Origin of the sequence: Pleionea sp. CnH1-48 (assembly GCF_024124665.1) — a bacterium.
Lineage (GTDB): Bacteria > Pseudomonadota > Gammaproteobacteria > Enterobacterales > Kangiellaceae > JAMXSB01.
Genome location: NZ_JAMXSB010000018.1, coordinates 139,626 through 164,330, shown reverse-complemented (window position 1 = coordinate 164,330; position 24,705 = coordinate 139,626). Strand labels below are relative to the sequence as shown.

The window sequence follows — 24,705 nt, the reverse complement described above, 5'->3', positions numbered from 1 at the left end:
CCGCTCCTCGGCTTGCCTGATGAATAGCGATAACTTTAGCTTTTAAACGCTCTCGTTCAACATCCTGTATTCGTCTTTTTTGTTGATGATAAGAGTAACTACTACGAGCAATACTCAATGCAGAAAGCACTTCACACAACTTATAACTCTCTCTTAATTCATCAATCAATAAGACGATTTGATGGAGTCTGACATTAAGAGAGCGGTAGCCTTTTTTAAAATCTCTTTCTCCCGTTCTGCACGCTTTAACTGAGCTTCTAATGCTTGTATTTTCTGTTGTTCAGGAGTAAGAGCTCGACCTGTTGTCGGTGTCTCACCGGAACGTTCAGCTCGTAATTGCCTAATCCATAAGCTTAGCGCAGAACGGCTTACGCCGACAGCTTTGCAAGCTTGTTCATACGTATACCCTTGTTCTAACAACAAGTTAGCTGCTTCAATCTTAAATTCTTGACTGTATGTTTTGGTTTTCATCTTATTCGTACCTTTTCTTTCTATCATATATAAGAACAGCACTCTTTGTACGAATTTATTAGACCACTACAGTTTTATCATCAACTAATGAAAGCATTCAAATAAGCTTCCAGTATAAATATATCTATATGTTCAGAGTAAATAGAAAAGAAAAATCTTAGTGATGATGGAACAAGGGTCAAAGGAAAAGTTAGAGAGAAAGCAAGCACTCGGCCTTGCGGCCGAGGGTTGACAAAGGGTCAACGTAATAACCACGAGGAGAATGAATTAAAAACGTTTAGTAAAAGAAATCATGATTTGGGGCTTGCGGATGTTGCGCTCTTTCGCACGATCCAGAGAGAAGAAAGATGCTTTATCTTGAGTAGCTTCAAATAAGCTGTAGCCTTTTAAAGTAACACGAAACTGAGCGGGATGATGTTTAAGAGAGTAAGACGAGCTGGATTTAAAGTTTGCTTTGCGCTCAGTGTAAAAAGAAATTTCGTAAGATGACAAATCACCTTCTGTTTCGATGTATTCGATACCTTGACGGCTACCAAGTGGTATGACCAGGTGTTGAGTTTTTGAAGCGACAGTATTAAAGGTAAATGAAGACTCTTGCGCACAACATGCAACCGCTTGTAAAGCAGTTAACAAAAAAGCCAGTTTTGCCATCCATGACTTGAACAGTGTGTTTGTGCGTATCAAGTCAGTCATAGTGCCCCCGTCTAGTGATGATTGCCGTTACACTATTTTTATCGACAATATCTCGATTTTCTGAAGGGGTAAAAGTGAGAAGCAGGTATCAATTTATTACAAAAAAGTAATAAAATTGGTTCAATAAAATTATTAAACCAATTCTATTTAGAACCCTAGGTTATAGCTAGAGCAACTTTTTCATTATATCTCTTTGTTTTTCCAGTCTTTTATCCGATATCGCATAGGCAGTTTTCACACCCTGTGCAAAAAGAGAAACTCGAAACTCCTGTAACATCCAAAGAAACGTAACTTTGGCTTCAGTATACTCTTTATTGTGAGGTGAGTCAGCCAGTTTATCAGCGACTTCTTGCCAGGTACGAATACTTCTCAAACACTGTTCTTCGCGAGGAAAGTTAACATCCATGCGTTCAAGACGTTTTTCCAGTGCCGAAAAATAACGCGTGTAATCCGTTAACACATGAACACCATACTCGTATAAAAAACCAGACTTCCATAAGAAATCTAACTGCTGACGAATATCTTGGTAACTGCGAATATAACGAGGTTCAACTCGATCATAAACCTGGTGACTTACCTTTTTTGATAAACGTAACAACTCCAGTAACAGCGACAAATACTCGTTCATATCGGCAGTAAAAGAATCAGAAAACGTTTTTTCAATGTCTCTGTAGTCTAAGTAGTTTTCTACATTGCCAGAACCTGCTCTTAACACGCTGCGTTTTGCAAGCGCCATTGCTAAGTCATCAACTAGCTCTTGATAACTTTCAACCTGAGTACAAAGTTTTGACAGTTCACGACGATCTTGCCAGGAACGGAAAAAATATTTAACGGATTTATCAACACTTAAAACCAACAAACGACAAACACCACGAAGATGCATATTTTCGGCCTGAAAGCGTGACTCACAAGGTGTTATCTGCACATAGTCTTTATAATCTTGTAACGCCTGAAGCAAACGCGTCTCATGTTTTTGATGTTGCTTCTTTTGTTCTATGGAGAATGAAAACTCTGCATTCCACTGTTTAATTTTTTGTTCAACAGCCGCCGACTTTTTCGCTTCACCTTTTGCAGCCTTCGTCGTTTGGCTTAAAGCTTGTTTGACTTGAGCCTGACACTGCGTTTGCAACTCCGTTAAATCTCGCCCTTTTGCAATGGGCGACTTGCGATCAGCAAATACCTTATAGTTGACGCAAAGATGCGGGGGCAACTCTAAATCTCGCCATAACTCAAACTCGACTCGAACACCGGATATTTGATAAAGCACTTCTGCCAATCGCTCAAAAAAATCACCTTCACCAAACTGATCTTTTAAACGTTCAAAGCAGGCATCGGCAAACTCTGGTGCAGGAATAAAGTTTTTGCGCACCTTTTTTGGCAGTCCTTTTATGCTGCAAAGAATTTTTTCTCTAAGCAGCCCTGGCACCAGCCATTCAAAATCCTTGCTCTGAAACTGATTAAGCATAGAAACCGGTAAACACGCATTAACCCCATCGTCTTTATGACCGGGATCAAAATGGTACTCCAGAGTAATGGAACTACCACGAATAGAAAGTTGTGACGGAAACGCGTTTGGATCCAGCTCAGATGTCGGATTAAGTACATCATCTTCGCTCAGTGTTAGCTTTCTATTATGCTTACGAGAATCTTTTTTTATCCAACGAATGAGAGTTTTCTGGTTATTAACAGAGGGAGGCAAACGTTGTTCAAACCAATCATAAAGCTCTTCGTCCGGTTTAAGGATATCCGTGCGTCTTTGCTTAGACTCTTCGTCTTTAAAGCCTTCTAACAACTGTTGATTGTCCCGTTGGAAGCTGGAGTTAATCACCAGTTCACCATCGATAAAGCCTTTTTCGATAAGCCAACGGCGACTTAACTCGGGCTCAATCTCACTGTACCCTGTCAATCGCTGGCTCACATAAATCAGGCCAAATAAAGACTTCTGCAAATAAGCACAGGCTTCGCCGCGCTTCTTACGCCAATGGGGTTCCAGATGATTGATCTTAGCAACATGCTCTGCGACAGGTTCAATCCACTCACTGTTTATGGGGGCTGTTGTACGAGCGTATAAACGTTCGGTTTCTACCAGTTCTGATGCCAGCAACCACTGACTTTTCTTTTTAAAGTTAAGAGAAGCCGGATGAACAAATACTTTGGTATTTCTTGCGCCTTGATAATGAGCCTCTGTGGTCTTCATAAGTACATTGCTCAACAAGGCAGGCAACAATGCTTTGTGAATGGCTTCGTAGTCAGCCGCCTGGCTGTTCAACTTGGCTCCTGACTCCAACATCATCTGTTTTAACTGACGATAGGTATTACGCCATTCTAGCCAGGCCGGAAAGTTAATGAAGTTATCACCACAGAAAGTCTTAAACTCTCGATTGGTTAAATCATCTTGTTGTTTGTGCAACCCATTCCATAACTTCACGATACTGATAAAATCAGAACGATCATCACTCCATTGTTGATGGCACTCATCCGCTTTCTGGCGTTTATCATGAGGGCGCTCTCGTGGATCACGAATGCTGAAAAAGCTGGCAATGACTAACACTTCTTGCAAGGCATTATTTTTTGCAGAAACCAACATGACCGCCAGTTTTGGATCAACTGGTAAGCGGCTTATCTGCTTGCCAAGTGCTGTTAGTTTTTGTTGTTTGTCCAGAGCTCCTAGCTCGAATAACAAGTTGATACCATCGCGCCAATGACGCTCTTCTGGCGGCTCGATAAAAGGAAACTTATCGAAGTCGCCCATACGCATCGACTTCATTTGCAAAATAACCGATGCCAGGTTAGTGCGCTTTATTTCAGGCAGTGTGAACTCAGGACGCGCAACAAAATCATCTTCGCTGTATAAGCGGAAACATATACCAGCCGAGACACGGCCACATCGCCCTGCTCGTTGATTAGCGCTGGCTTGAGAAATTTTTTCGACGGGCAAACGCTGGATTTTGCTACGCATGCTAAAACGGCTGATACGGGCCGTACCGGGATCAATAACAAATCGAATACCTGGAACCGTCAGCGATGTTTCTGCAACATTGGTAGCCAGTACAATCTTTCTGCCAACTAAAGGCTTAAATACTTTTTGCTGCTCTTGAATGCTTAAACGGGCATACAGTGGCAATATTTCGGTTTGCCGAAGCTCTAATCGACGTAACTGTTTTGCCGTTCGACGAATCTCACCTTCCCCAGGTAAAAAGATAAGAATATCTCCAGGGCCTTCGGCAACAGCTTCTTGCACCGCGTGGCATATTGCAGCGGTTTCGGGATCATCGCCACCATTAAACGTCATCTCTTCTGTTGAGAGATAACGCATTTCTACGGGGTAGGTTCGTCCTTCAACGGTGAGTGTTGGCGCATTGCTAAAGTGCTTAGAAAAACGTTCAACATCAATGGTCGCGGACGTAATAATAAGCTTAAGATCTTTACGGCGAGGCAATAGCTGCTTTAGATACCCCAGCAAGAAATCAATATTGATACTGCGCTCGTGGGCCTCATCGATAATAATCACTTCGTAGCGGCTGAGCATAGGATCATGTTGAATTTCGGTCAGCAACATACCGTCAGTCATCACCTTAACCAAGGTATGCTCAGACATACGCTCATGAAAACGCACGGACACACCGACCAGTTGGCCCAACTCAGTGTTCACTTCTTCCGCAATACGATTCGCCACCGAAGTAGCAGCGACTCGACGAGGCTGGGTATGACCAATTAAGCCTCTTGCCCCTAAACCTGCGCGCAAGCATATTTTAGGTAACTGAGTGGTTTTACCAGAACCTGTTTCACCAGCCAGAATAACAACTTGATTGTCTTCGATGACTTTTTGAATTTCATCAACGGCTTCGCTAACGGGTAAATTTTCTGGAAAAATCAGTTCGGGTATTTTTTCTCGACGTTGTACAACTTGAGCCGTAGATTCTTCTAACAAGGATTGCAGTGATTGCTCCATACGATCCACAGGCTGTTTTTGTTGTTCTCTTTGTTTAATCTTTTTGCGCAAACTAATGAGTTTGCCTGCATCCTTGGTTAAACATCCTTTTAATTGTTTAAATAATGATTCACTAGACACGATAAGTCACATTCTCTCAATACAAAACGCCTGTTTTGATAGATTTCAAAACAGGCGTTTACAGTTTTTATAATGCTAGAGAACTGCTTGGTTCAGATACTGAACTACTTCCAGATGTCATGAGGCTGGAGCAAGTCTCCTAGCAATCGTGCAACTGGCTTATAAAAGTCTTTATCTTCCCAGTATCCGTTATGACATGCCGGATTCCAGGAAGTCGCTGCACTTCCTACATTAATTTCATAGTCGCCATGAACGGCTTCATTGTACTCTTCGTTCATTCCTTTCAAAGGATAGGCAACAACATCATCCTTATCGTAGAAATTTAACCAGCGAGTACGCTTTTTAAAGTCATCAGGTAATGCATCGCCCGCTACTTTAATTGGCGAGTGCAAATCCTCATTATGACGAGCATAAATAGCTAACGGACTACCGAAAGTTACAAAACCCGCCAAGGTTTCCATGGCTTCAAAAGGAGAAACACCGTGGCTCTCGGCATCTCTCATATTACGGATATAATCCTGAATGATGATTGACCCAAATGAATGAGCAAGCACGACCAAAGGTGTTTTTTCTTCTTTTACGCGACGATGACCGGCAAACTTCTTCAAGCTATCTGCAACACGATTTTGAACCTGCGTATAGAGGCGAGAGCCATCGTGGTATGCTAAACCTGATCCCAGATAATCAATGAACATCTGGCGCAAACCATCATAAGCAAGATCACCTTTATAGTTGATTTTGCCGTAAAAACTACTCAGCTCTTCTTTAATCGCATCCGCCCAGTAGATCTCATGAAACATCAAATCATCTTCGAGTCTGCCGTCACCACCTGCTATATACTCTTCTATAATACGGTGTTTTAACTCCACAGAATAAAACTGCTCTTCCGTACTCATACCGTGGATAATCGCTATGGCAATTCGCTTCATGCTCCCCTCACTTATTATCTTTAGGACATGGATCAAAGTAATAGGATAGTCGCCCAAAAGCTGCATAATATCAAGGAGTTAATAAAAAAAAATACCTTGAATTGGAACAATAAATCACCTACCGAGCTACCATAGCCTACACCTCAGCGTTCACTAAGTGCTGTCAAATATATCTCAAAGTAGAAAAAAACGTTATAAATGAATGGGTTGCTTATAAGTAGTTACAAAATAGTCATCGACAGACAAAAGATTGTAAACAAGAGATGCTTTTTGAGATTCAGAAGGATAATTTGAAGAAGAGAAAAATGGCGGAGCAGACGGGACTCGAACCCGCGACCCCCGGCGTGACAGGCCGGTATTCTAACCAACTGAACTACTGCTCCGCTAAGTTGGTCACCCCTTGCGAGGTGGGCGCTATAATACTGATGCACCTGGGTGGTGTCAACATCAAAAGTCAGAAAAATTAAGAAATAATGTCGCTATGCTTACGCTTAAAAGAAAGGACGAAATATTCTGTCATCAATGGTTAAAAAACACTCGACAACAATACTTGCTCAACCCTCAGAAGCCCTAACTGAGACCTTGCTGGCATAGTTAAGATGTCTTTAAGAAGTCACACGGGTTTCGAGCGGATAAGCAACTCATCCAATGACACTTTACCTGGCCGATAGTGATTTACTTTGTGATCGTCGGGATAGCCTAGCGCTAAACCGCAAACAAGCTTGTAACTTTTAGGAATTTCAAAATGCTTTGCGATAGGAGACTTCCACATACCCAAAGCAGCTTGCGCGCAAGTACCCAATCCTTTATTGGTAGCGGCCAACATTAATGATTGCATAAAAATACCTAAATCAACCAATGCGGTGTAAGTCATGCCTGGATGAATAAAAAAGAAGATGGCTACTGGAGCATTAAAAAAACTGAAATTCTTCGCCATTTGCTCATCTCTGGCGGCGCGGTCGGATCTTTCTATGCCCAGAATTTCATATAATCCCTTCCCTGTGGCGACACGTCTTTCTTGGAATATAGAGGGATACTTACCAACCATAGGTTTAAAATCACCATCAGGCAAAACACCACGAGCAAAAGCGCCTAACGCTCTAAGTGGTAAGGGCTTGGCCATTAATTGGTTCGCAGTGTAATACTTTTCTGTCAGTTCGGTTGCGATGGCCTTATTGATCTGCCCGGTAGCAACGGCGAGTTTGTAAGGTTGAGTGTTTGAACTAGAAGGTGACTCAATAGCTAGTGATAGAATCTCGTTGATTAACTCATCCTCGACAGGTTTATCAGAAAACGAGCGAATGCTCCGACGGTTATTCAATGCATCTTCAAATTCCATAGTAACCTTTAAGTATTCCAGAAACCTGTTAAGCCACCATTGTAGTCTTTTTAAAAAGTCTTGAGTATCCGTCTTATTAGACAATAACGGCTTCTACAACGCTTAAGAATAAACTGAAAACGAAGAGCTAAGGAAATGAAGGATTAGCTTGAATAAGATCTTTGGATATTAAGGAGAATAGAGAAGAAATAATGGCGGAGCAGACGGGACTCGAACCCGCGACCCCCGGCGTGACAGGCCGGTATTCTAACCAACTGAACTACTGCTCCGCTAAGTTGGTCACCCCTTGCGAGGTGGGCGCTATAATACTGATGCACCAGGGTGGTGTCAACTCGAGATTCGAAAAAAATATCACTTTTTTGCCCCTTGCTCAGTCCTTATTCAGAAGAGGCTTTTAATCAACCAATATGGGTCTTTTATCGGTGTAGGAATAAACAAAAAAGGCAGCGAAGGCTGCCTTTAAGAATCTTTATTATCATCATCCATTTCTGCAAATGCTTCGTCCCAGCTGGGTTCATCATCATCCGTACTTTCTAACGGCATATCGTCGAGCAATGAGCTTTCATCCTCAGGCTCATCTGATAACTCCAGATCATCGGGAGAGTCAGGATCTTCGGCAACCGCCATATCGGCTTCGATCTCCTCATCAGCATCAACAGGCGCCTCATCGGCAGGCGCTTCATCAACAGATGCCTCGACTGGTTCTTCAGCATCATCTGCAGATGATGCTGATTTTCCAGCAAAGGACTCCATAGCCGTTAAAATTTGTTCGACCGATAGATTTTTCTGTTCGACTTCTTCGCCAAACATCGACGAGTATTCAGCAAAAATATTATTCAAAGTCGTCAGAGTAACGTGTACTTCTTGCTTCAAGCTTTTGCTCTCAGACTTTAACTCTTCGATTTGTGTATTCTTACGCTCAATTTCACTTTGCAAGTCATCGCTATTGTCTTCGATGTCTTCTTCGACACCAGCGCTAACGTTACCGGGAGTGATCTTGTGATATTTTTCGGTGAGACGAGACAACTCTTCATCCATCAAGGATAAGCTTTCTACATCTTTGTTCAAAATACTACTGACAAACGAGCGGAAAAAAAACTTTCTCTCTTTGATTAACTCTTTGATATGCGTGTCTGCGTCTTCTTCTGAAAGCCCCAGGTTTTCTTTCAAAAACTTTGATAGTGATTGTTTCTGAGAGTCTTCATTATCTTTAACATTAATGATTAACTCGCGCATGGCCTCTTTGTATCGCGATGATCCTTTCATCAACATCACGATCAATACAATAGAAAGTATTAGAAACGGTAAGACAATTTCTAATATGAGTATCCAAGACAGTAATGAATCATTCATTCTGACTCTTCCTCCAGCTCTTTATCAATATCTTCATCATCAAACAGCTCTTGTGCCATAGCATCAACTGAGTTCTTATTTTTGCCTCGAATCATACGCCAGCCAAACCAACCTGCAACTATCAATATAATATTTCCAACCACACCGATAGACAACCATAGGGTCCAGTTAAAAGGTTCCCCCGTTGACTCTTCTGCAACCTCTTCTTGAGGTTCATCTATCACTTCTGGCTCATCTTCGATAATCTCTTCATCGACAGCTTCATCGACGACTTCTTCAACAGGCTCTTCTTGTTTGGGTTCTTCTTTTTTCGGTTCGGGCTCAGGCTCTGTGACCTCGGGCTCAGTCACTTCTGGCTCCGGTTCAGGCTCTGTTACCTGAGCACTGGCCAATGGCTCCGCATCAAATTCTAAAACAGGTAACTCACTAGAAAACTCGCGCCCGGTTGGTGATTTGCCTTGTGCTTTCAATTCAATTTTATAGAAGCCCCCCGTAGGAAACTGTTTGACGCCAAAAGAGCGTTCTTTATCCCACTCTTCCATCACAACAAACTGAGTTGTCCCATCAGGAAAGGTTACTTTACCCGTCACTGATAAAGTAGCCAGATCCAGCACTTCTTCGGCCACGTCTACTTCGACGCTGTGCTCTTCTCCCTCAATCATCGATGGTACGAACAAAGCCTTTACCGGACTGCCGTAAACATTAATAGCATGACTACGACTACGTTCAAAAGTTGGACTTTTTACTACCAGTTGAATGTTCAGTACGCCATCTTCCTGGCCCGCAAAAAATATTTGTTGGAAAAGCCCAGACCCTGAATCCAACAATAGCGGAGACATGCTGTTCAACTGATTGGACTTTAATTGCAACTTAGCATCAATCAGTTTTAAGAAGTCAGGCTTTTTAATCACCTCGCCTTCTTCCAGCAAACTTAAGCGATAGCGAATTTGTTCATTAGCCAATACATTATTTGGCAACTCATCAATCGACAATCCCAGATTACTCACCACCATAACCCGGTTATCAGGATCTACCGCAGCATTAATCTGCCAATCCCCTACTTCTGGCTGCGTAATCGTAACCAGATCATAAGCTTTACTGGCAAACCAACGAACGTTTTTATCTTTTGACGATGCATCAATCGATTGGTTTGACGGTGTCGTTAACTTTGCCGGAGCACTGTCTGCTTTGCGAAAAATCAGCAGCGTCATTTCTTCGATGCTGGCATCGACTTTGAACTGATTGTTTTCGAGTGGCAAGCTGTCTCTGGGCGTTGCCTGTTCAAAGATTTTTAAAAATATTCGCTGAAGTTCATCAGCACTGTTTACCTGCCGAAACCAACCGTCGGTTTCATTCGATAAGGTAGACAGTAACTCTGCATCTGCTTCTTGCGATAGCGCAATGGTATGAATGGTTACGCCAGCATTTTTTAACTTAGGTAACACCTTGGTTAAAATGCGCTCTCTCTCGGCCGCGTTTTTCTTTGGATCTTTTGATATATCGACCATACCATCGGTTAATAAAATCATGCTGCGAGACTCAGCTGGATCGGGACGATTCCAGTCCCAGGTCGATTTTGTCATGGCATCACCAATATTGGTGAATAATCCGGCCGAGTTCACTTTGCCTGCGGCAGCATTGGCCTGCTCTTGCCACTTTGCATCGACACGCTTAAGCGGCACCAACATATTGACGTAACGACCAAAGGTCCATACTCCCGAATCCGACTCTTTTGGCATCAGATTAGTCACCAGCCGTAACGCAGGAATACGAAGATTATTAGGGTCATTCTTCTTCATACTGCCCGATATATCGATAATCAATCGAACATCAGACCGTTTTTGATCACTGGGTTTATCTGCCGCAATAGCAGAAAAAGGTAAACACATAACGCTTACCAGTAACAGAAGTAACCACTTTCTGTTCATATAGACCTCACCAGTTTATTTTTATTGGGGTGATTCTGTGTTAATCGCCGCACGACCATGATTGAGTTTGCTCCATATTAGCTTGCCCAAATCTCAGATCAGCGCCTTGCTCACCTTCATGGGTATTCAAACAGAAGACATCGTGATAGAGAGCGATTGTAGTTCTCAACATCTGATAGAAGAACAGCTCCACGAGCGCTTCTATCAGAAGTTTAGCTTATTTTTCAAGAAGTTCCTTTAACTTTCTCTCAAAATAAACTATTCACTTTCAATTTCGCTAAGGGGATCTGACTCGGGATCGTCAGGAATAAGGATGGCAATGATATGATCGTCCAGCTCTCCGGCTTGAGTTTCACAGATTACTTTGTTGCGAGCTGAGCGATTGGCCTTATGGACGGATTCGGGATCACCGGTTTTAAGAGGGTGCCAGTCGGGTATGTCATGTCCCTGAGCTAACAGTTTGTAGGCACAGGTATTTGGCAACCATTCGTATTTTCGCGCTGCCGCGGGAGTTACCTGAATACAATCAGGAACCAACACAAACCGTTGCTCATATTGACTGCAGCGGCAGCTATTGTGATCAAAATAGCGGCAGGCGACATCGGTTTGATACAAGACGTCTTCGTCGTCTTCTATTTTATAGACGCAGCACTTACCACACCCATCGCACAAAGACTCCCACTGTTCTGTGGTCATATCTTCTAACTCAGTGGTCAGCCAAAAAGGTTTTGTTTTCAAGCGCCTACTACCTCTGAATTCAAACGGACTAAATCGCCCAGCTGTGCCTGAAGCGTGTCACCAACGGCTATAGGTCCAACACCCGCAGGTGTGCCCGTTAATACGACATCGCCCGGCATTAAAGTAAAGTACTGCGAGATGGATGCCACCAGCTCTGCTACCGACCACATCATTAGACCGGTATCGCCAGCCTGTTGTAGCTGCTGATTTTTATGCATCGAAAATTCAGCATGTTTTAACCATTCACTACTTGGCAAAGGATGCCAGGGTGCTATCGGACATGCCCCATCAAACGCTTTTGCCAGCTCCCATGGATGTCCTTGTGCTTTTAATTCGGACTGCATTTCTCTGAGCGTCAGATCCAGAGCGAGAGTAACCGCCCCAATACCTTCTACAGCAGCCTCCTGCGACACTCTGCATAAAGGCTTATCAATCAATACCGCCAGTTCCAGCTCGTGATGAACTTCTCCCAGATGTTGTGGAATAGCCACCTGCTCTGACCAATGAGACACCGATGTAGCGGGTTTTATAAACAGTAATGGACGCTTAGGAATGGGATTACCGAGCTCCTGGGCGTGGGCGACATAGTTTCGCCCGACACAGACGACTTTACCGACAGGCAGGGCTAACGCTTCCCCTTGCGTATCAAGGTGACGGTAACCACCAGACACTTCACTATCAGAAAGCGCCATAGTTACAGGCTGGCTTTTGAGTTTTGGGCGGCAACCTGGTTAGCTTCAACCACAGGAGGCATCTGTAAATAGAATCCCTGAGTATTCAAAGCTTCTTTAACGTCTTCGATGTTTTCTCGTGCTAGTTTGTCTCGCTTAGCCAAATTAATCAGCATGACAAACGACGGTTCACCAAAAACCTTCATTAGAGCCTCGGGTACAGACGAGAAATCGTCTCGCTCAGTAATGTACAAGTACATTTCATCTTTTTTACTACTTCGATATATGCTGCATAACATAGCTAAAACTCTTAATAAATCGATACGACCAACCTAATTCCGCTATTATCGCAAAAACAGGAGCGTAACAAAAATGAAGAATAGAAAAAGCAGCGCATAACGGCTGCTTCAGAAAGGATAAGCTCAGGATTCGCCAACAAAAATGGGTTTAATTGCGTCGGTTAGCATCTTTTCGCGCCAGCAAGTCCAGGTACGAGGCGGCTCAAACCGCTTTTTTAGCCAAAAACGCACCATTCCCTGCATCATTTTTTTACTGCATAGCAGATCGGGCTCAATCTGATGAGACTCGGCAATCGAAACCACCTTCTCTCTGGCTGCCTGCATTTGAGGGGTGATTGACTGCCAGAACCTTGGGCCCAGAGGGGTTTCGGTAAGCTCTAAGTCTTCACCGGACTGCTGCTTTAAAAAAGAGAGCAATTCGTTTTGATACTTGCGCCGAGCAACAGGATGCCAACTTTTGATAAAAGGCAATGACCAGGATTTATCCAGCTTGGCTCGAGCAATGACCCAGAGGGTTTCATCATTTACGATAAAGTTGCGCGGTAAGTTATGTTTACGGGCGGCCTGCTCACGCCATACCGCCAATGACGATAGTCGTTGGAGCTCCAGGGGCTTTAAACGCCAGGCATTTTTAATATTGAGATAGTAGTTATCAAAACGGTCTAACTCTTCGACCCGGTTAGCTAACTGCTGGCAATCCTGCTTAAACCAACTGAGTTTGTCAGTGCTCTTTAGTTTTTCAGTCTTCTGCAACGCATTCTGTTGATACTCAAATATCGGTTTCAGGTAGACCACATCAGCCAGAGCATATTGAATCTGCTGTTCGCTTAATGGACGTTGAGTCCAATCTGAACGCCCTTCACTTTTATCCAGCTGATGCTGGCAGACTGCGTCAACCAAAGCTGCATAGCCAATATGGCTGCCTTCGCCCAAAAAGTGCGTAGCAACCTGAGTGTCCCAAAGTCCTTTAATCGTTGCACCGCAAACCCGAAACAAAACTTCACAATCTTCTGAAGCAGAATGAAAAACTTTGGTTACCTGCTCATCTTCTAGCAAAGCAGCAAATAGCGGATTTTGCTCAACGGTATCGGGTTCAACCAAATAGACGGCTTCCCCCGTAAAAATCTGCAATAAGGCGAGCTGAGGATAAAAGGTTTTTTCGCGTAAAAACTCAGTATCGATATAAAGAATGGGCGTTTGATGCCACTGGGCGATCAGCACACTCAATTGCTCAGTGCTGGTCACCCAGTGATAAGAGGGATAATAACTTGATTGCACTAGTTGTCACGCAATTCTCGACGCAATATCTTCCCAACATTGGTTTTTGGTAATTCATCACGAAACTCAACTTCCTTCGGTACTTTGTACCCCGTTAAGTTTTTCTTACTAAAGGCAATAACGTCTGCATCCGTTAACTCTGGATTCTTTTTGACGATAAAGACTTTCACTACTTCGCCACTGCCTTCATTAGGAACACCAACCGCAGCGACTTCAACAATATCGGGATGCGCAGCCAAGACATCTTCAATCTCGTTAGGATAAACATTAAATCCAGAAACCAGAATCATGTCTTTTTTGCGATCAACCAATTTCACAAAGCCTTCTTCGTTGATGGTTGCAATATCACCAGTTTTAAACCAGTCGCCTTCCATCACTTTAGCCGTTTCTTCAGGACGACCTAAATAGCCTTCCATCACCTGTGGGCCTTTAACCCAAAGTTCGCCAGCTTCATGAAAGCCAAGTTCGTTACCGTCATCATCTCGAATACAGACTTCAGTTGAAGGGAGCGGTAAACCAATGGTGCCGTTGTAAGATTTCAGGTTCATTGGATTCATGGTAACCGCAGGTGCAGTCTCGGTCATGCCGTAAGCTTCAAGCAAAGGACTCTGAGTCACTTCTTGCCAGCGCATGGCAACGGCTTCTTGAACGGCCATACCACCACCAAGAGAAAGTTTAAGACGAGAGAAGTCAACCTGATCAAATCCAGGAGTATTTAACAAGCCGTTAAATAAAGTATTCACGCCCGTTAGTGCAGTAAAACCAATATTCTTAATCTCTTTTACAAATCCAGGCATGTCTCGAGGATTAGTGATAAGAACATTGTGACCACCATACTTCATAAAGACCATGCAGTTAGCCGTTAGTGAGAAGATATGGTAAAGAGGCAACGCGGTGATAACCACTTCTTCTCCAACACTCAACTGTGCTTCTAGCCAGGTTGAGGCTTGTGAGATATTGGCAATCATGTTGCGATGTGACAAAACGGCGCCTTTAGAAACCCCGGTTGTACCACCCGTGTATTGCAAAAAGGCGATATCTTCGCCAGAAACTTCCTGGCGTTCGAAAGACTGATTTTTACCTTTGTCTAACACATCATTAAACCAAAGGACATTGTCTAACTGATAGGCAGGCACCATCTTTTTAACATGCTTGATGACGGCGTTCACGAGCCAGCGCTTAATGGTTGGGAAGCGATCGCCAATCGAAGTCAATATCACATGCTTAACTGGCGTTTCTTTAATCACTTCCTGCAAGGTGTTGGCAAAGTTCTCAACAATAACGATGGCGTCAGCTTTCGCGTCGTTCAGCTGATGCTTCAGTTCACGAGGAGTATAAAGAGGGTTAACATTAATAACGGTCATCCCAGCGCGCAAAATACCAAAGATGGCAATAGGATATTGAAGCAGATTAGGCATCATAATCGCTACACGAGCGCCACGCTTTAACCCCAGTTCATTTTGCAAATAGGCAGCGAAGTCGCGCGACAGCTTATCCAGCTCTGCGAAGCTCATGGACACGCCCATATTAGAAAATGCTGGGCGCTCAGGGAATTTTTTGACGCTTCCCTCAAAAATATCAACAATAGAGCTCTCAGTCGGGCTAACCGTGTGGGGCACCCCTTCTGGATAACTGTTCAACCAAACTTTCTCCATCCTCAACTCCAGAACTTTTTTAAATTTTTGTTTTAATCGAATTATCCCATCAATGCTAACAGCAGAGAAGCCTTTAGAAAAGCACTTGTCCGACCAATTCATCTAGGAAAATTCGATTTCGTCCAATTTTCGACCAAAAGGGTAAAAAGTGGCGGATTTACGCCGATCTCCTAGACTTAATAGAATTTAGAGTAAAAAGAATGGTTTGGGAGCATCAGTGCTAAAAATTCATGATTTGACCATCTTACTGGTTGAACCCTCGTCAACTCAGCGAAAAATCATTATTAATAATCTCGAGACCGCCGGTGTCGATAAAGTGGACGGTGTCGAAAGCGGGCAACGAGCCTTGGAAGAACTAGAAAAATTCGTCCCTGACCTAGTCATTAGCGCCATGTACTTCGAAGATATGGACGCCGCAAAGCTCATTCACTCTATGCGCGAAAAACCAGAACTATCCTCTGTCCCTTTTATGTTAGTTTCCAGCGAAACACGTTTTGGCATGATCGACCCAGTTCGCCAGGCGGGAGTGGTGGCAGTTCTGCCCAAACCCTTTGAAGCCGCCGATTTAAAACGCGCCCTCGATAATACAATTAACTTTCTGGAGCCTGATGAGCTGGAGCTTGAAAACTACGACGCCACCGAAATCCGAGTATTGGTGGTTGATGACAGTCGAATGGCCAGAAAGTTTATCTGTCGAACGCTTACCGATATGGGGATCCAACACATCACGCAAGCCGACGGCGGTGATACAGCCATCGACATTCTAAAAGATAGCTATTTTGACCTCATTGTCACCGACTACAATATGCCCGAAGTGGATGGCAAAGCTTTGGTTGAGTTTATCCGCTCCAGCGAAACCCACCTGCATGTGCCAGTGTTAATGGTAACCAGTGAACAGAGTCGTGCTGTTTTAAATAATATTGAACAAGTTGGCGTATCTGCGATCTGTGATAAGCCCTTCGAGTCTGATCATGTAAAACAGCTACTCATGCAAATTATGAAATAGTCGGGTCGTTATTTCTGGCTTATAAACTGCTCTATTGCTAATGCCACCGCTTGAGGCTGCTCCATGTGTACATGATGCCCGCCAGACAATGCGCTGGTTGTCAGGTGAGATACTTTCTCTTTGCGCGCTTGAATAATGGCGTTTTCTGTAAACATCCCCTGCTCTGCTTCCAGCAATAATACCGGGCATTCGATGGCCTCCAATAAGGGCGTCAGTTGTTCTTCTGTCAAACGCGAGACACTGGACACTCTTAAACGCGGATCACTACGCCAGGTAACCCCTTCATTCACATCATTGAGGCCACGCTTAACGATGGGCTCAATCACTTCGGGTTCCATTTGGGAAACTTTAGCCCGATGGGTCAGTGCCAATTGGTAAGACGGATAAACAGGCTTTTGCTTACCCAGCAGCGCACTGCGATCAGCAATTGAATCGCGCATTTGTTTAAGCGATTTGCTGGCCGGTAGCGTCAACGGCCCTAAAGCCTCTATCAAAATTAGCTGACGCACTTTGCCTTGCTGGGAGGATGTATAGGTTGTTGCCGCAGCCCCCCCCATAGAGTGTCCCACTAATACAAAGTCCTTAAGCTTCAACTCCGCAACCAGATCTTGAACCACAAACACCAGATCTAAAAAATGATAAGCCATGCCTGCTGGTAGATGGTGGGATAAACCATGCCCAGGGAAATCGAGCAAGATTAATCGATGTTGCTGAAGATGAGGAACAAGCGGATAAAAGCTGGCCAGATTATCTAACCAACCATGCAGAAACACCAAAGGCTCTCCATTGGCGTTGCCGTGTTCCTCGATGGCACACTCAACGCCGCATAGAGATAAAGAATAACGTTTAACAGGCTTAATCGTGGGGGTTGTCTTTAACCCGTTTGATGGCTTTGAGAACTTGTCTTCTGGCATATTTTTTTAAGTCTTTCACTTCTTCCATTAATGTCGGCCCTGGATTTTGTTTCTCCAGAATGTTGCAGACATATTTGGGGGGCATATTATTTAAAGCAATCGCAGCAATATCTTGGATAGCAATATCCGTCACGTTAAACTCAGGCTCTCCAGATTCAATGACATCATTAATTTCTTCAAATACAATTTGCTCAGACAAATTTTCCAAACCGTCACGGAAATCAATGTCTTTAAACATGCATGCAGCCCTCATAAAAAGTGAATGAAAAGTGCGCTGTAATAAGATTGGCTGGTATTATTTTGCCACCTTCTCATCGTTACTATAGAGAAAGCACTCTGCTAAAGAGCAAAACGAGATATGTGATAAAAATGAGCCATTTATTTTATTACTCCCAAACTAAATTTACACAATAGGGCTGATAGCGCAAGTTTTATTGCCCAAAAAGCCGATAGAGCTAGAGCAATTCATTTTTCATCCATTGAACAACGCAGTCTGACCTAAATGCTTTTCGCCTGATTCAGGATCGCTGTTTATTGGTACATGTCAGTAAGCCGCAGACAAAAAAAAGCCGCTTAACTCAGTAAGCGGCAATATGATAACTAAGAGAATAAAGGTATAGCCTTAACTTCAGGGAGCTATAGTCTTACACCCATCAACCAGAGGAACTATTGAATGGTTACTTACTTTGAGCGGCGCTATGGCCAAAAGTTCCTCGACTTATCAAAAAATCTCCAATTATTTAAAATTCTCTTATGAAACAAAAGCTTGCAGTTCTTTCTGTTCTTGTTGAGCAACAAAACGTCCCTTCTCGTCACGGCCAATTTGCGCCATCGCCGTATGAATATCATGAGTAAAAAACAACCAATTCTGTTGTTCATGCAGCTGTTGTAGCAAATTTTGCTTTTCTTCAATCAGATGCTCCGGAAAACGATCGTATCCCATAGTGACGGGCAAATGCACCCAGGGCACTCCAGGAATCAAATCCGCAGCAAAAGTCACAGAAGCGTCTTGTAGCTTCACTTCCGTTAACAGCATTCCAGGAGTGTGTCCTTCGCTGATCGAGAAAGAATAATCTTCAGTTAAGATATCGCAATGACGTCCATCCACTAAATGAAGGCGACCACTCTGTTCCAACAGCTTGTTAAGCGCAGGTAAAAAAGACGCACGATCACGAAAATGTGGCGCCTGGGCCCTTTCCCAATGTTCGCGACCCGTAATAAATTGAGCATTCGGAAACAACAACTCCGGCTCTTTACCTTCTTGCCATGCACTGAGTAGCCCACCCGCATGATCAAAATGCAAATGCGAAAGAATAACGATATCGATATCTTCGTGGCTTAATCCAATTTGCTGCAACGAATCAAGCAATACATGCTCTTGTTCAACAACACCAAAACGCTGTTTTAGCTTGGGCTCGAAGAAAGCACCAATACCAGTTTCAAGTAAGATATTTTTTGAACCGTCTTTTATCAGTAACGCGCGGCAACCAAGATCAATACGGTTAAGCTCATCAACCTGCACCCATTTTTCCCACATGGCTTTTGGCACATTACCAAACATCGCCCCGCCATCTAACTTTTGTGAGTTACCTATTACAGAAAACAATTGCTTTGACATAGACTGGTCCCTCTATTATCAATACAGAATAAAATCAGTTTGCACCATCGAGCCTCAGGCCGTCCAGTACCACTTTAATAATGAATGAGTTAAAACGTGAAGTGGGCGTAACTCAGTTACGCCCAATAATGATTAGGCTTCTGATGTCGCCAATTTCTGAGTGTTTTCCATATCCTGAATATCTTCTAGCTTTTCAATCTTAAAATTGTATAAGCCGTAGATAATAGAAATCACTGGGTTAATCAGGTTAAAGAAACAGAAAGGTAAATAAGCCAGTGTAGCAACGCCTAAAGTACCAGCCATATAAGCGCCACACGTATTCCATGGAATCAAGGGCGACGTAATGGTTGCAGAATCTTCTAACACTCGCGAGAGGTTTTTAGGATCTAATTGACGTCGTTTGAACTCCGATTTATACATGCGTCCAGGCAATACTATGGCAATGTACTGATCACCAGCAACAACGTTCGTTCCGATACAAGTACAAATAACGGTAACAATCAGAGAACCAGTGCTATGTACCAGAGCCAGAGCAGAAATCACTAGACGCTGTAACAACTCGGTTTTTTCTAGCACAGCGCCAAAGGTCAAGGCACACAAAATCAACCATACGGTGTTCAGCATGCTGCTCATACCGCCACGGCTTAATAAGTCATTAACCGCTTCATTTTCGGTAGTGATTTTAAAACCATTAAATAGAGACGTCCAAGCTGCATTAAGCTGAGTAACAAAGCGTCCGTGATCTGACTCGCCTGCAAACACCAACATACCTTCTGGTTGCAATAAGAAGGCAAACACACACCCCACCAAAGCACCAATCATAATAGTCGGAAAAGCAGGAAACTTCTTTATGGCTAACCCTAACACCACAAATAAGGGAATCAATGACCAGATAGAAATATTAAAGTGCTTATCAAGAACGCCTAACGTTGAACTCAGATCCGTATCAAAAGTCGGTGTTGTCTGAACAATACCAATCACCAAAAAAATAATGATCGCCAGGATAATACTGGGAACCGTTGTCCACGCCATGTGACGAATATGAGTAAAGAGATCCGTTCCGGCAACTGCAGGCGCAAGGTTGGTTGTATCTGACAAAGGCGACATCTTATCGCCAAAATAAGCACCAGAAATAATCGCACCGGCTGTAATCTCTGGCGACAACCCTAATCCAGAGGCAATCCCCATCAGGGCAACACCAATAGTACCCGCCGTCGTCCAGGAGCTACCAATACTGATAGAAACTAACGCACATATAATACAGGCCGCTACATAGAAAAATGTTGGATTCAGTATCTGCAATCCAAAATAAATCATGGTTGGCACAGTACCAGAAAGAATCCACGAACCGATAAGTGAGCCTACAGCGAGAAGAATTAATATAGCGCCTAAAGCCGTAGAGATACCTTTTACGATCCCCTCTTCTATCCCCTTCCAATCATGACCGTTTTTAATACCAATTAAAGCCGCAATACCCGCAGCGATAATCAATGCGATCTGATTAGCTCCATAGGATGAATCCGCGCCATATAGCCAAACAGATGTTCCCAACATAGCAACCAGTGCCAACACAGGGATCAGCGCATCAATAATACTGGGCGATTTATACTGTGATTCGCTCATAAAACCTCAAGATGTCTATAAACAAAAAAGCAGAGCTTTGATGCTCTGCTTTACTTCTGATTAGCCAATAAGGCTCACACCGAAGAAACGATCAAGGACCGTTACCAGTGCAATCACACCCAAGATAGCTGGGCAGATAAAACGTAATGCAAAATTAATGTACTTCAGTAAGAAGCTGTCTTTGATAGACGCATCACTGGCAGCCAACTCTTCATTCAGGTTTTCGGTACGCCATACGTAGGCAGCAAACACTGAGATTAAGAATCCACCAATAGGCAAGAAAGTATCACTGGCCAGATCTTCCATCAAATCCATAAAGCTGATCGCACTGTCATGTCCTGGCAAGGTTACAAAGGACGATAACCACTCAACAGAACCATTAGATAACATGGAAGGAATGCCTACCAAGAAGACAACCAGAGCTACAACCCATACCGTCTTTTTACGCTCTGTACCAAACTCATCAACAGCAAATGAGGTAGGCACCTCAAGTAATGATACTGTCGAAGTTAAAGCAGCAAAAGACAGCAGCAAGAAGAACACAGAACCCACAACGGTACCAATGGTTCCACCTAATGACTCAAATACGCCAGGTAAAGTCACGAAGATCAAACCCGCTCCGCCATTAGGCTCAAGCCCCTGACTGAATACAAAAGGAAACATCATAAAGCCAGCTAAGAAGGCGATACCAACATCAGCTAGCGTAATCATTGCGCCAGAACCCACGATATTTTGGTTGCGCTCAACATAACTACCATAGGTAATTAGGGCACCCATTCCTAAGGATAGAGAGAAGAAAGCCTGACCTAACGCAGAATAAACCACATTACCGGTGATTTTTGAAAAGTCTGGGATCAGATAGAACTTCACACCTTCTATCGCATTGGGCAAAGTCAACGCGTAGAGCAACAAGGCAAGGATGAGAACCAGTAATGTTGGCATTAGAATTTTAGCGGCACGTTCAATACCACCTGCAACACCATTCGATACAATGAAGGCTGTCGCTATCATAAAGCAGATGGAATAAAGGCCGATTTTAGTCACGTCTTTAATAAAATCAGAGAACTGAGCGCCGATACCAAAGTTAGAGCTCAACATCTCTAAGAAGTAACCAAATGCCCAACCAGCAACGACGTTATAGAACGAGAGAATCACAACGCCCGCCAGTACTCCAAGATAACCAATAATGGCCCAGTTCTTAAAGCCAAGCGCTTTAAAAGCACCTACCGGGTTACGTTGCGTTTTACGTCCAATAGCGATCTCTGCCACCATGACAGGAAAACAAAGGATAAAACAAAATAACAGATACATGATAACAAAGGCGGCACCACCTCCATTACCTACTTCAAACGGAAACTTCCAGATATTGCCTAGTCCGATGGCCGAACCAGCCGCCGCAAGAATAAACCCCAAGCGTGAATTAAAGTGACCACGATCAGCCATACTTATCTTTCTCTTTTAGTTGTAATTGATAAACAGCGAACGTTAGCGACGTTGGCTTCCTTTTCAGAGATGCTGCATCGCAATAACTAGCTAAACATTTTTTTCAGGCAGCAATAACACCACAAACGGCTTGTCGATGGCAAGTCGCTCTTGGCTTTGAGCCATGAGATTTAATGAAAATTTTGCACTTTGTACATTTTACGAGCAGTGTTTGTTTCAATGTCTCTACAATTGTTAACAAATACGTCAATGACAAAAGCAAGGGTACTTGATTATATCCTTAGAACAAGCGAGAGCATTCCCTTGAAGTTGGATAAAGGGGTAGAGTCAATGGAGCTAAGTAAATAGGACTGGGAACAAAAATAAACAAGCTGCCTTAAAGGCAGCTTGTTGGGATGTTTAAACTTCGGCTAATTGACCGTTTGCGATGCGGAAATTGCGTTCCGTTACACTGTCAGTCACAAAGCTTGTATTGCTGTAGTGAGAAGTTAGAGCATCCGCTGGTGCGATCTGTTTGTAGCTCACGTCGAAGTTATCTGAATCAACGGTGACCACTGCCACACCATGGTTAGTGGTATCAACAAAACGATTCTGAGGCGTTGTATCTCCATCTGGTACACTGCCCGCCACCAGAAAGTCATTAAGCATCGCCAATAAAGCATCACGGTTAGGTAGCGTGCTCAATAAAGGATCCGTCGTTAACACCCCTTCGATCAGCTGACCGAATGTGGCCGATGATACCGACGATGTTGTAAAGCTAAACACGTCATTTCCGTGATCCGTTGCAAAAGCAGCGTGAATATCACCAGCCAAAGTCACAACATTGTCATAACGCCCTAACACATCATTCAACATGCGTTGCTTCTCGGTTGGGAAACCATCCCACTGATCAGCATTTAAGTAGAAGCGCTGATTGAAAGGTGCCGGAATGCCTAACGCAGGATTTCTTAAATCCAACACCATTGGTGTGAATGAAACCGAGTTTGCAAACACCTTCCACTTAGAATTGGTTACCGAGAAGGTATGATGAAGCCAGCTCACCTGCTCGTCACCCAACGCATTTTCACCATTGCGATCAACAGCAGCACGACGATAACGCGCGTATAAGTCATAGGTATCTTTAAGCACAAAGTAACGCGAACCCAGATCAGAGAACAAACTGGTTTTGCCTAAAGTAAAGAACGCCAGTCCCGCATCCAGAGTTGCTGCAACCGCATCACTGATCAAAGGGATTTGCTGTGCTGGAGGCAGTTGCGCATTCAGCTGGGTTAAGAAAGTATTAACTACTGTTACCGCCAACTCGCCCTGTACTACCTCTACGGCTTTGGCCTGAGCAGCTGCCGCATCAAGACCTTCTTGCATATAAGCCGCAGTCACAACCTGTGTTAACGGCGCTTTATAGCCAGCGAAAGGACCTGCCTCAACATCAATATAAGGACTGAAGTTTGACTTCACATCGTCATAAGAAACACCCACACGAGATAGAACCATCGTCAGAACGTCTCGGTTCATAACCACAGTACCAGGGAAGGCATCTTCAGGAATCAAATGATCCGGACGATAAGAGCGGTAGTCGGCACAAGCGATGTGCAAATTCTTACCAAAGTTAAAGTCGCGATAGATTTTTGCCTGTGGGAACAATTGCTCATCAGAAACAGTAATTGGGCTAGCGCCCGTGCCACGCGTTTGATCAATTGGCATAAATTCAAAATAAGCACGCTCAGCATTGCGACGACGGTCTTGATTCTGCTCGTTAGATTGTCCATCAAAATAAGTCGCATTGTCCTGCCAGCAATCATCAGAAAACTCATGGTCATCCCAGATACAGATCATTGGAAAACGAGCATGAATTTGCTGTAAAACAGAATCAGAACGATAAGTTTTGTACAGTTCACGATAGTTGCTTAAGCTTTGAGCCGCGTGATAGGTATTATCACCGGAGCCTAATGTAATTGCGCCCGCTTCATCAGAAAAACTCACAGCACGCTCGGAGTTAGGATTCTGGAAGCTGGGATCGCCTGTCGTTTCATAAACATAATCGCCAAGATGAAGAATGAAATCTAAATCTTCATTTAACAAAGCCAGGTAGCTATTAAAATATCGGCCTGTCATGTCCTGACAGCTCACAAAACCAAACTTCACCTGGGTATCGCTATCTGGTGCTGGCGCAGTTTTAGTACGGCCAACGATTGAACGATAACGTGTATTGCCTTTGGCATAGAAGAATCGATAGTAATAGTGGGTGTATGGGCTAAGACCCGTCACTCGCACTTTTAAACACCCATCAAAATCTTGTTCAGCAATGGCTGTTTGATTAACTACTACCTGAGTGAAATTTTCATCTTTAGCAACCTGCACTACTACTCGCATGTCACCAGACACATTTGGGTCAACCACTCGAGTCCATAAGAGAACATGTTGCGCAGCAGGATCACCTGAAGCTAAGCCTTGCGGAAAAAACTCCGCGCCATCAACGTACGATAAATCATCGTCATCGGAATCAAAACAACCGGTCAACCCTGTTAAAGAAACAGCACTGGCACTCATCACAAGAGTTTTTAAAAGTTTACGTCGCGATACTTGAGTGGTCACACCTTACACCTCTTACCTGTTTTTATTTGGCCTCACTATAAGTTAAGCCCGCGCACAGCGCAAATGGCATTTTTACGACATTT

Annotated in this window: 20 protein-coding genes and 2 tRNA genes; 1 reads left to right on the top strand and 21 read right to left on the bottom strand. The window is 43.6% G+C overall.

From position 1 onward, the window contains the following. Positions 1–165: 165 nt before the first annotated feature. The 15 genes from NH399_RS23585 to NH399_RS23520 form a co-directional block, all read right to left on the bottom strand. Positions 166–471: a transposase gene (locus NH399_RS23585; RefSeq protein WP_253043757.1), complete on the bottom strand. Its 306-nt coding sequence runs from the start codon at positions 469–471 to the stop codon at positions 166–168. Positions 472–738: 267 nt separating this feature from the next. After that, positions 739–1,164: a hypothetical protein gene (locus NH399_RS23580; RefSeq protein ID WP_253043756.1), complete on the bottom strand. Its 426-nt coding sequence runs from the start codon at positions 1,162–1,164 to the stop codon at positions 739–741. Between the two features lie 166 nt (positions 1,165–1,330). Further along, positions 1,331–5,236: an ATP-dependent RNA helicase HrpA gene (hrpA, locus tag NH399_RS23575; RefSeq protein ID WP_253043755.1), complete on the bottom strand. Its 3,906-nt coding sequence runs from the start codon at positions 5,234–5,236 to the stop codon at positions 1,331–1,333. 104 nt (positions 5,237–5,340) lie between these two features. Then, entirely contained in the window at positions 5,341–6,165 is an 825-nt protein-coding gene (locus NH399_RS23570) for an alpha/beta hydrolase (protein WP_253043754.1), read from the bottom strand. Between the two features lie 306 nt (positions 6,166–6,471). Next, positions 6,472–6,548, bottom strand: a tRNA-Asp gene (locus tag NH399_RS23565). 230 nt (positions 6,549–6,778) lie between these two features. Further along, a complete protein-coding gene (locus NH399_RS23560) occupies positions 6,779–7,504 on the bottom strand; it encodes a nitroreductase (RefSeq protein WP_253043752.1) in 726 nt (241 codons plus the stop codon). A gap of 192 nt (positions 7,505–7,696) precedes the next feature. Beyond that, positions 7,697–7,773 (bottom strand) — tRNA-Asp (locus NH399_RS23555). Between the two features lie 190 nt (positions 7,774–7,963). Continuing rightward, on the bottom strand, positions 7,964–8,857 hold the full coding sequence (locus NH399_RS23550) for a hypothetical protein (RefSeq protein WP_253043751.1): 894 nt from the start codon (positions 8,855–8,857) through the stop codon (positions 7,964–7,966). After that, entirely contained in the window at positions 8,854–10,785 is a 1,932-nt protein-coding gene (locus NH399_RS23545) for a vWA domain-containing protein (protein WP_253043750.1), read from the bottom strand. Before NH399_RS23545 ends, NH399_RS23550 begins: the two co-directional genes overlap by 4 nt. A 40-nt stretch (positions 10,786–10,825) precedes the next feature. Then, positions 10,826–10,957 carry a hypothetical protein gene (locus tag NH399_RS25695; protein ID WP_256489795.1) on the bottom strand — a complete coding sequence of 44 codons (132 nt, stop codon included), beginning with the start codon at positions 10,955–10,957 and terminating at the stop codon, positions 10,826–10,828. Positions 10,958–11,043: 86 nt separating this feature from the next. After that, positions 11,044–11,523 carry a YcgN family cysteine cluster protein gene (locus NH399_RS23540; protein ID WP_253043748.1) on the bottom strand — a complete coding sequence of 160 codons (480 nt, stop codon included), beginning with the start codon at positions 11,521–11,523 and terminating at the stop codon, positions 11,044–11,046. Continuing rightward, positions 11,520–12,215 carry a fumarylacetoacetate hydrolase family protein gene (locus NH399_RS23535; RefSeq protein ID WP_253043746.1) on the bottom strand — a complete coding sequence of 232 codons (696 nt, stop codon included), beginning with the start codon at positions 12,213–12,215 and terminating at the stop codon, positions 11,520–11,522. The genes NH399_RS23540 and NH399_RS23535 overlap by 4 nt, the downstream gene beginning before the upstream one ends. A 2-nt stretch (positions 12,216–12,217) precedes the next feature. Next, entirely contained in the window at positions 12,218–12,493 is a 276-nt protein-coding gene (locus tag NH399_RS23530; protein WP_253043745.1) for a YcgL domain-containing protein, read from the bottom strand. Between the two features lie 123 nt (positions 12,494–12,616). After that, positions 12,617–13,771: an HRDC domain-containing protein gene (locus tag NH399_RS26035; RefSeq protein WP_253043743.1), complete on the bottom strand. Its 1,155-nt coding sequence runs from the start codon at positions 13,769–13,771 to the stop codon at positions 12,617–12,619. Next, positions 13,771–15,426: an AMP-binding protein gene (locus NH399_RS23520; RefSeq protein ID WP_253043741.1), complete on the bottom strand. Its 1,656-nt coding sequence runs from the start codon at positions 15,424–15,426 to the stop codon at positions 13,771–13,773. Before NH399_RS23520 ends, NH399_RS26035 begins: the two co-directional genes overlap by 1 nt. Positions 15,427–15,643: 217 nt before the next feature. Here NH399_RS23520 and NH399_RS23515 point away from each other — a divergent pair, with 217 nt between their 5' ends. Continuing rightward, a complete protein-coding gene (locus tag NH399_RS23515; protein ID WP_253043740.1) occupies positions 15,644–16,432 on the top strand; it encodes a response regulator in 789 nt (262 codons plus the stop codon). Between the two features lie 8 nt (positions 16,433–16,440). Here NH399_RS23515 and NH399_RS23510 read toward each other — a convergent pair whose 3' ends face one another. The 6 genes from NH399_RS23510 to NH399_RS23485 form a co-directional block, all read right to left on the bottom strand. Next, positions 16,441–17,346, bottom strand: coding sequence for an alpha/beta fold hydrolase (locus tag NH399_RS23510; RefSeq protein ID WP_253043738.1), 906 nt, complete (start codon positions 17,344–17,346; stop codon positions 16,441–16,443). Next, on the bottom strand, positions 17,288–17,584 hold the full coding sequence (locus NH399_RS23505; RefSeq protein ID WP_253043736.1) for a late competence development ComFB family protein: 297 nt from the start codon (positions 17,582–17,584) through the stop codon (positions 17,288–17,290). Before NH399_RS23505 ends, NH399_RS23510 begins: the two co-directional genes overlap by 59 nt. 513 nt (positions 17,585–18,097) lie before the next feature. After that, positions 18,098–18,964 (bottom strand): MBL fold metallo-hydrolase, encoded by an 867-nt coding sequence (locus NH399_RS23500; protein WP_253043734.1) that lies wholly within the window; start codon positions 18,962–18,964, stop codon positions 18,098–18,100. A 132-nt stretch (positions 18,965–19,096) separates the two neighbouring features. Further along, positions 19,097–20,587, bottom strand: coding sequence for a Na+/H+ antiporter NhaC (nhaC, locus tag NH399_RS23495; protein ID WP_253043733.1), 1,491 nt, complete (start codon positions 20,585–20,587; stop codon positions 19,097–19,099). 60 nt (positions 20,588–20,647) lie between these two features. Then, a complete protein-coding gene (locus NH399_RS23490; protein ID WP_253043731.1) occupies positions 20,648–22,030 on the bottom strand; it encodes a sodium-dependent transporter in 1,383 nt (460 codons plus the stop codon). Between the two features lie 399 nt (positions 22,031–22,429). Further along, positions 22,430–24,622 (bottom strand): alkaline phosphatase D family protein, encoded by a 2,193-nt coding sequence (locus NH399_RS23485; protein WP_253043730.1) that lies wholly within the window; start codon positions 24,620–24,622, stop codon positions 22,430–22,432. Positions 24,623–24,705 lie beyond the last annotated feature (83 nt).

Coding starts and splice junctions, on each gene's coding strand:
- NH399_RS23585 (WP_253043757.1), bottom strand. CDS start 471: ATGAAAACCAAAACATACAGTCAAGAATTTAAGATTGAAGCAGCTAAC.
- NH399_RS23580 (WP_253043756.1), bottom strand. CDS start 1,164: ATGACTGACTTGATACGCACAAACACACTGTTCAAGTCATGGATGGCA.
- NH399_RS23570 (WP_253043754.1), bottom strand. CDS start 6,165: ATGAAGCGAATTGCCATAGCGATTATCCACGGTATGAGTACGGAAGAG.
- NH399_RS23560 (WP_253043752.1), bottom strand. CDS start 7,504: ATGGAATTTGAAGATGCATTGAATAACCGTCGGAGCATTCGCTCGTTT.
- NH399_RS23550 (WP_253043751.1), bottom strand. CDS start 8,857: ATGAATGATTCATTACTGTCTTGGATACTCATATTAGAAATTGTCTTA.
- NH399_RS23545 (WP_253043750.1), bottom strand. CDS start 10,785: ATGAACAGAAAGTGGTTACTTCTGTTACTGGTAAGCGTTATGTGTTTA.
- NH399_RS25695 (WP_256489795.1), bottom strand. CDS start 10,957: ATGTTGAGAACTACAATCGCTCTCTATCACGATGTCTTCTGTTTGAAT.
- NH399_RS23535 (WP_253043746.1), bottom strand. CDS start 12,215: ATGGCGCTTTCTGATAGTGAAGTGTCTGGTGGTTACCGTCACCTTGAT.
- NH399_RS23530 (WP_253043745.1), bottom strand. CDS start 12,493: ATGTTATGCAGCATATATCGAAGTAGTAAAAAAGATGAAATGTACTTG.
- NH399_RS23520 (WP_253043741.1), bottom strand. CDS start 15,426: ATGGAGAAAGTTTGGTTGAACAGTTATCCAGAAGGGGTGCCCCACACG.
- NH399_RS23510 (WP_253043738.1), bottom strand. CDS start 17,346: ATGCCAGAAGACAAGTTCTCAAAGCCATCAAACGGGTTAAAGACAACC.
- NH399_RS23505 (WP_253043736.1), bottom strand. CDS start 17,584: ATGTTTAAAGACATTGATTTCCGTGACGGTTTGGAAAATTTGTCTGAG.
- NH399_RS23500 (WP_253043734.1), bottom strand. CDS start 18,964: ATGTCAAAGCAATTGTTTTCTGTAATAGGTAACTCACAAAAGTTAGAT.
- nhaC (WP_253043733.1), bottom strand. CDS start 20,587: ATGAGCGAATCACAGTATAAATCGCCCAGTATTATTGATGCGCTGATC.
- NH399_RS23490 (WP_253043731.1), bottom strand. CDS start 22,030: ATGGCTGATCGTGGTCACTTTAATTCACGCTTGGGGTTTATTCTTGCG.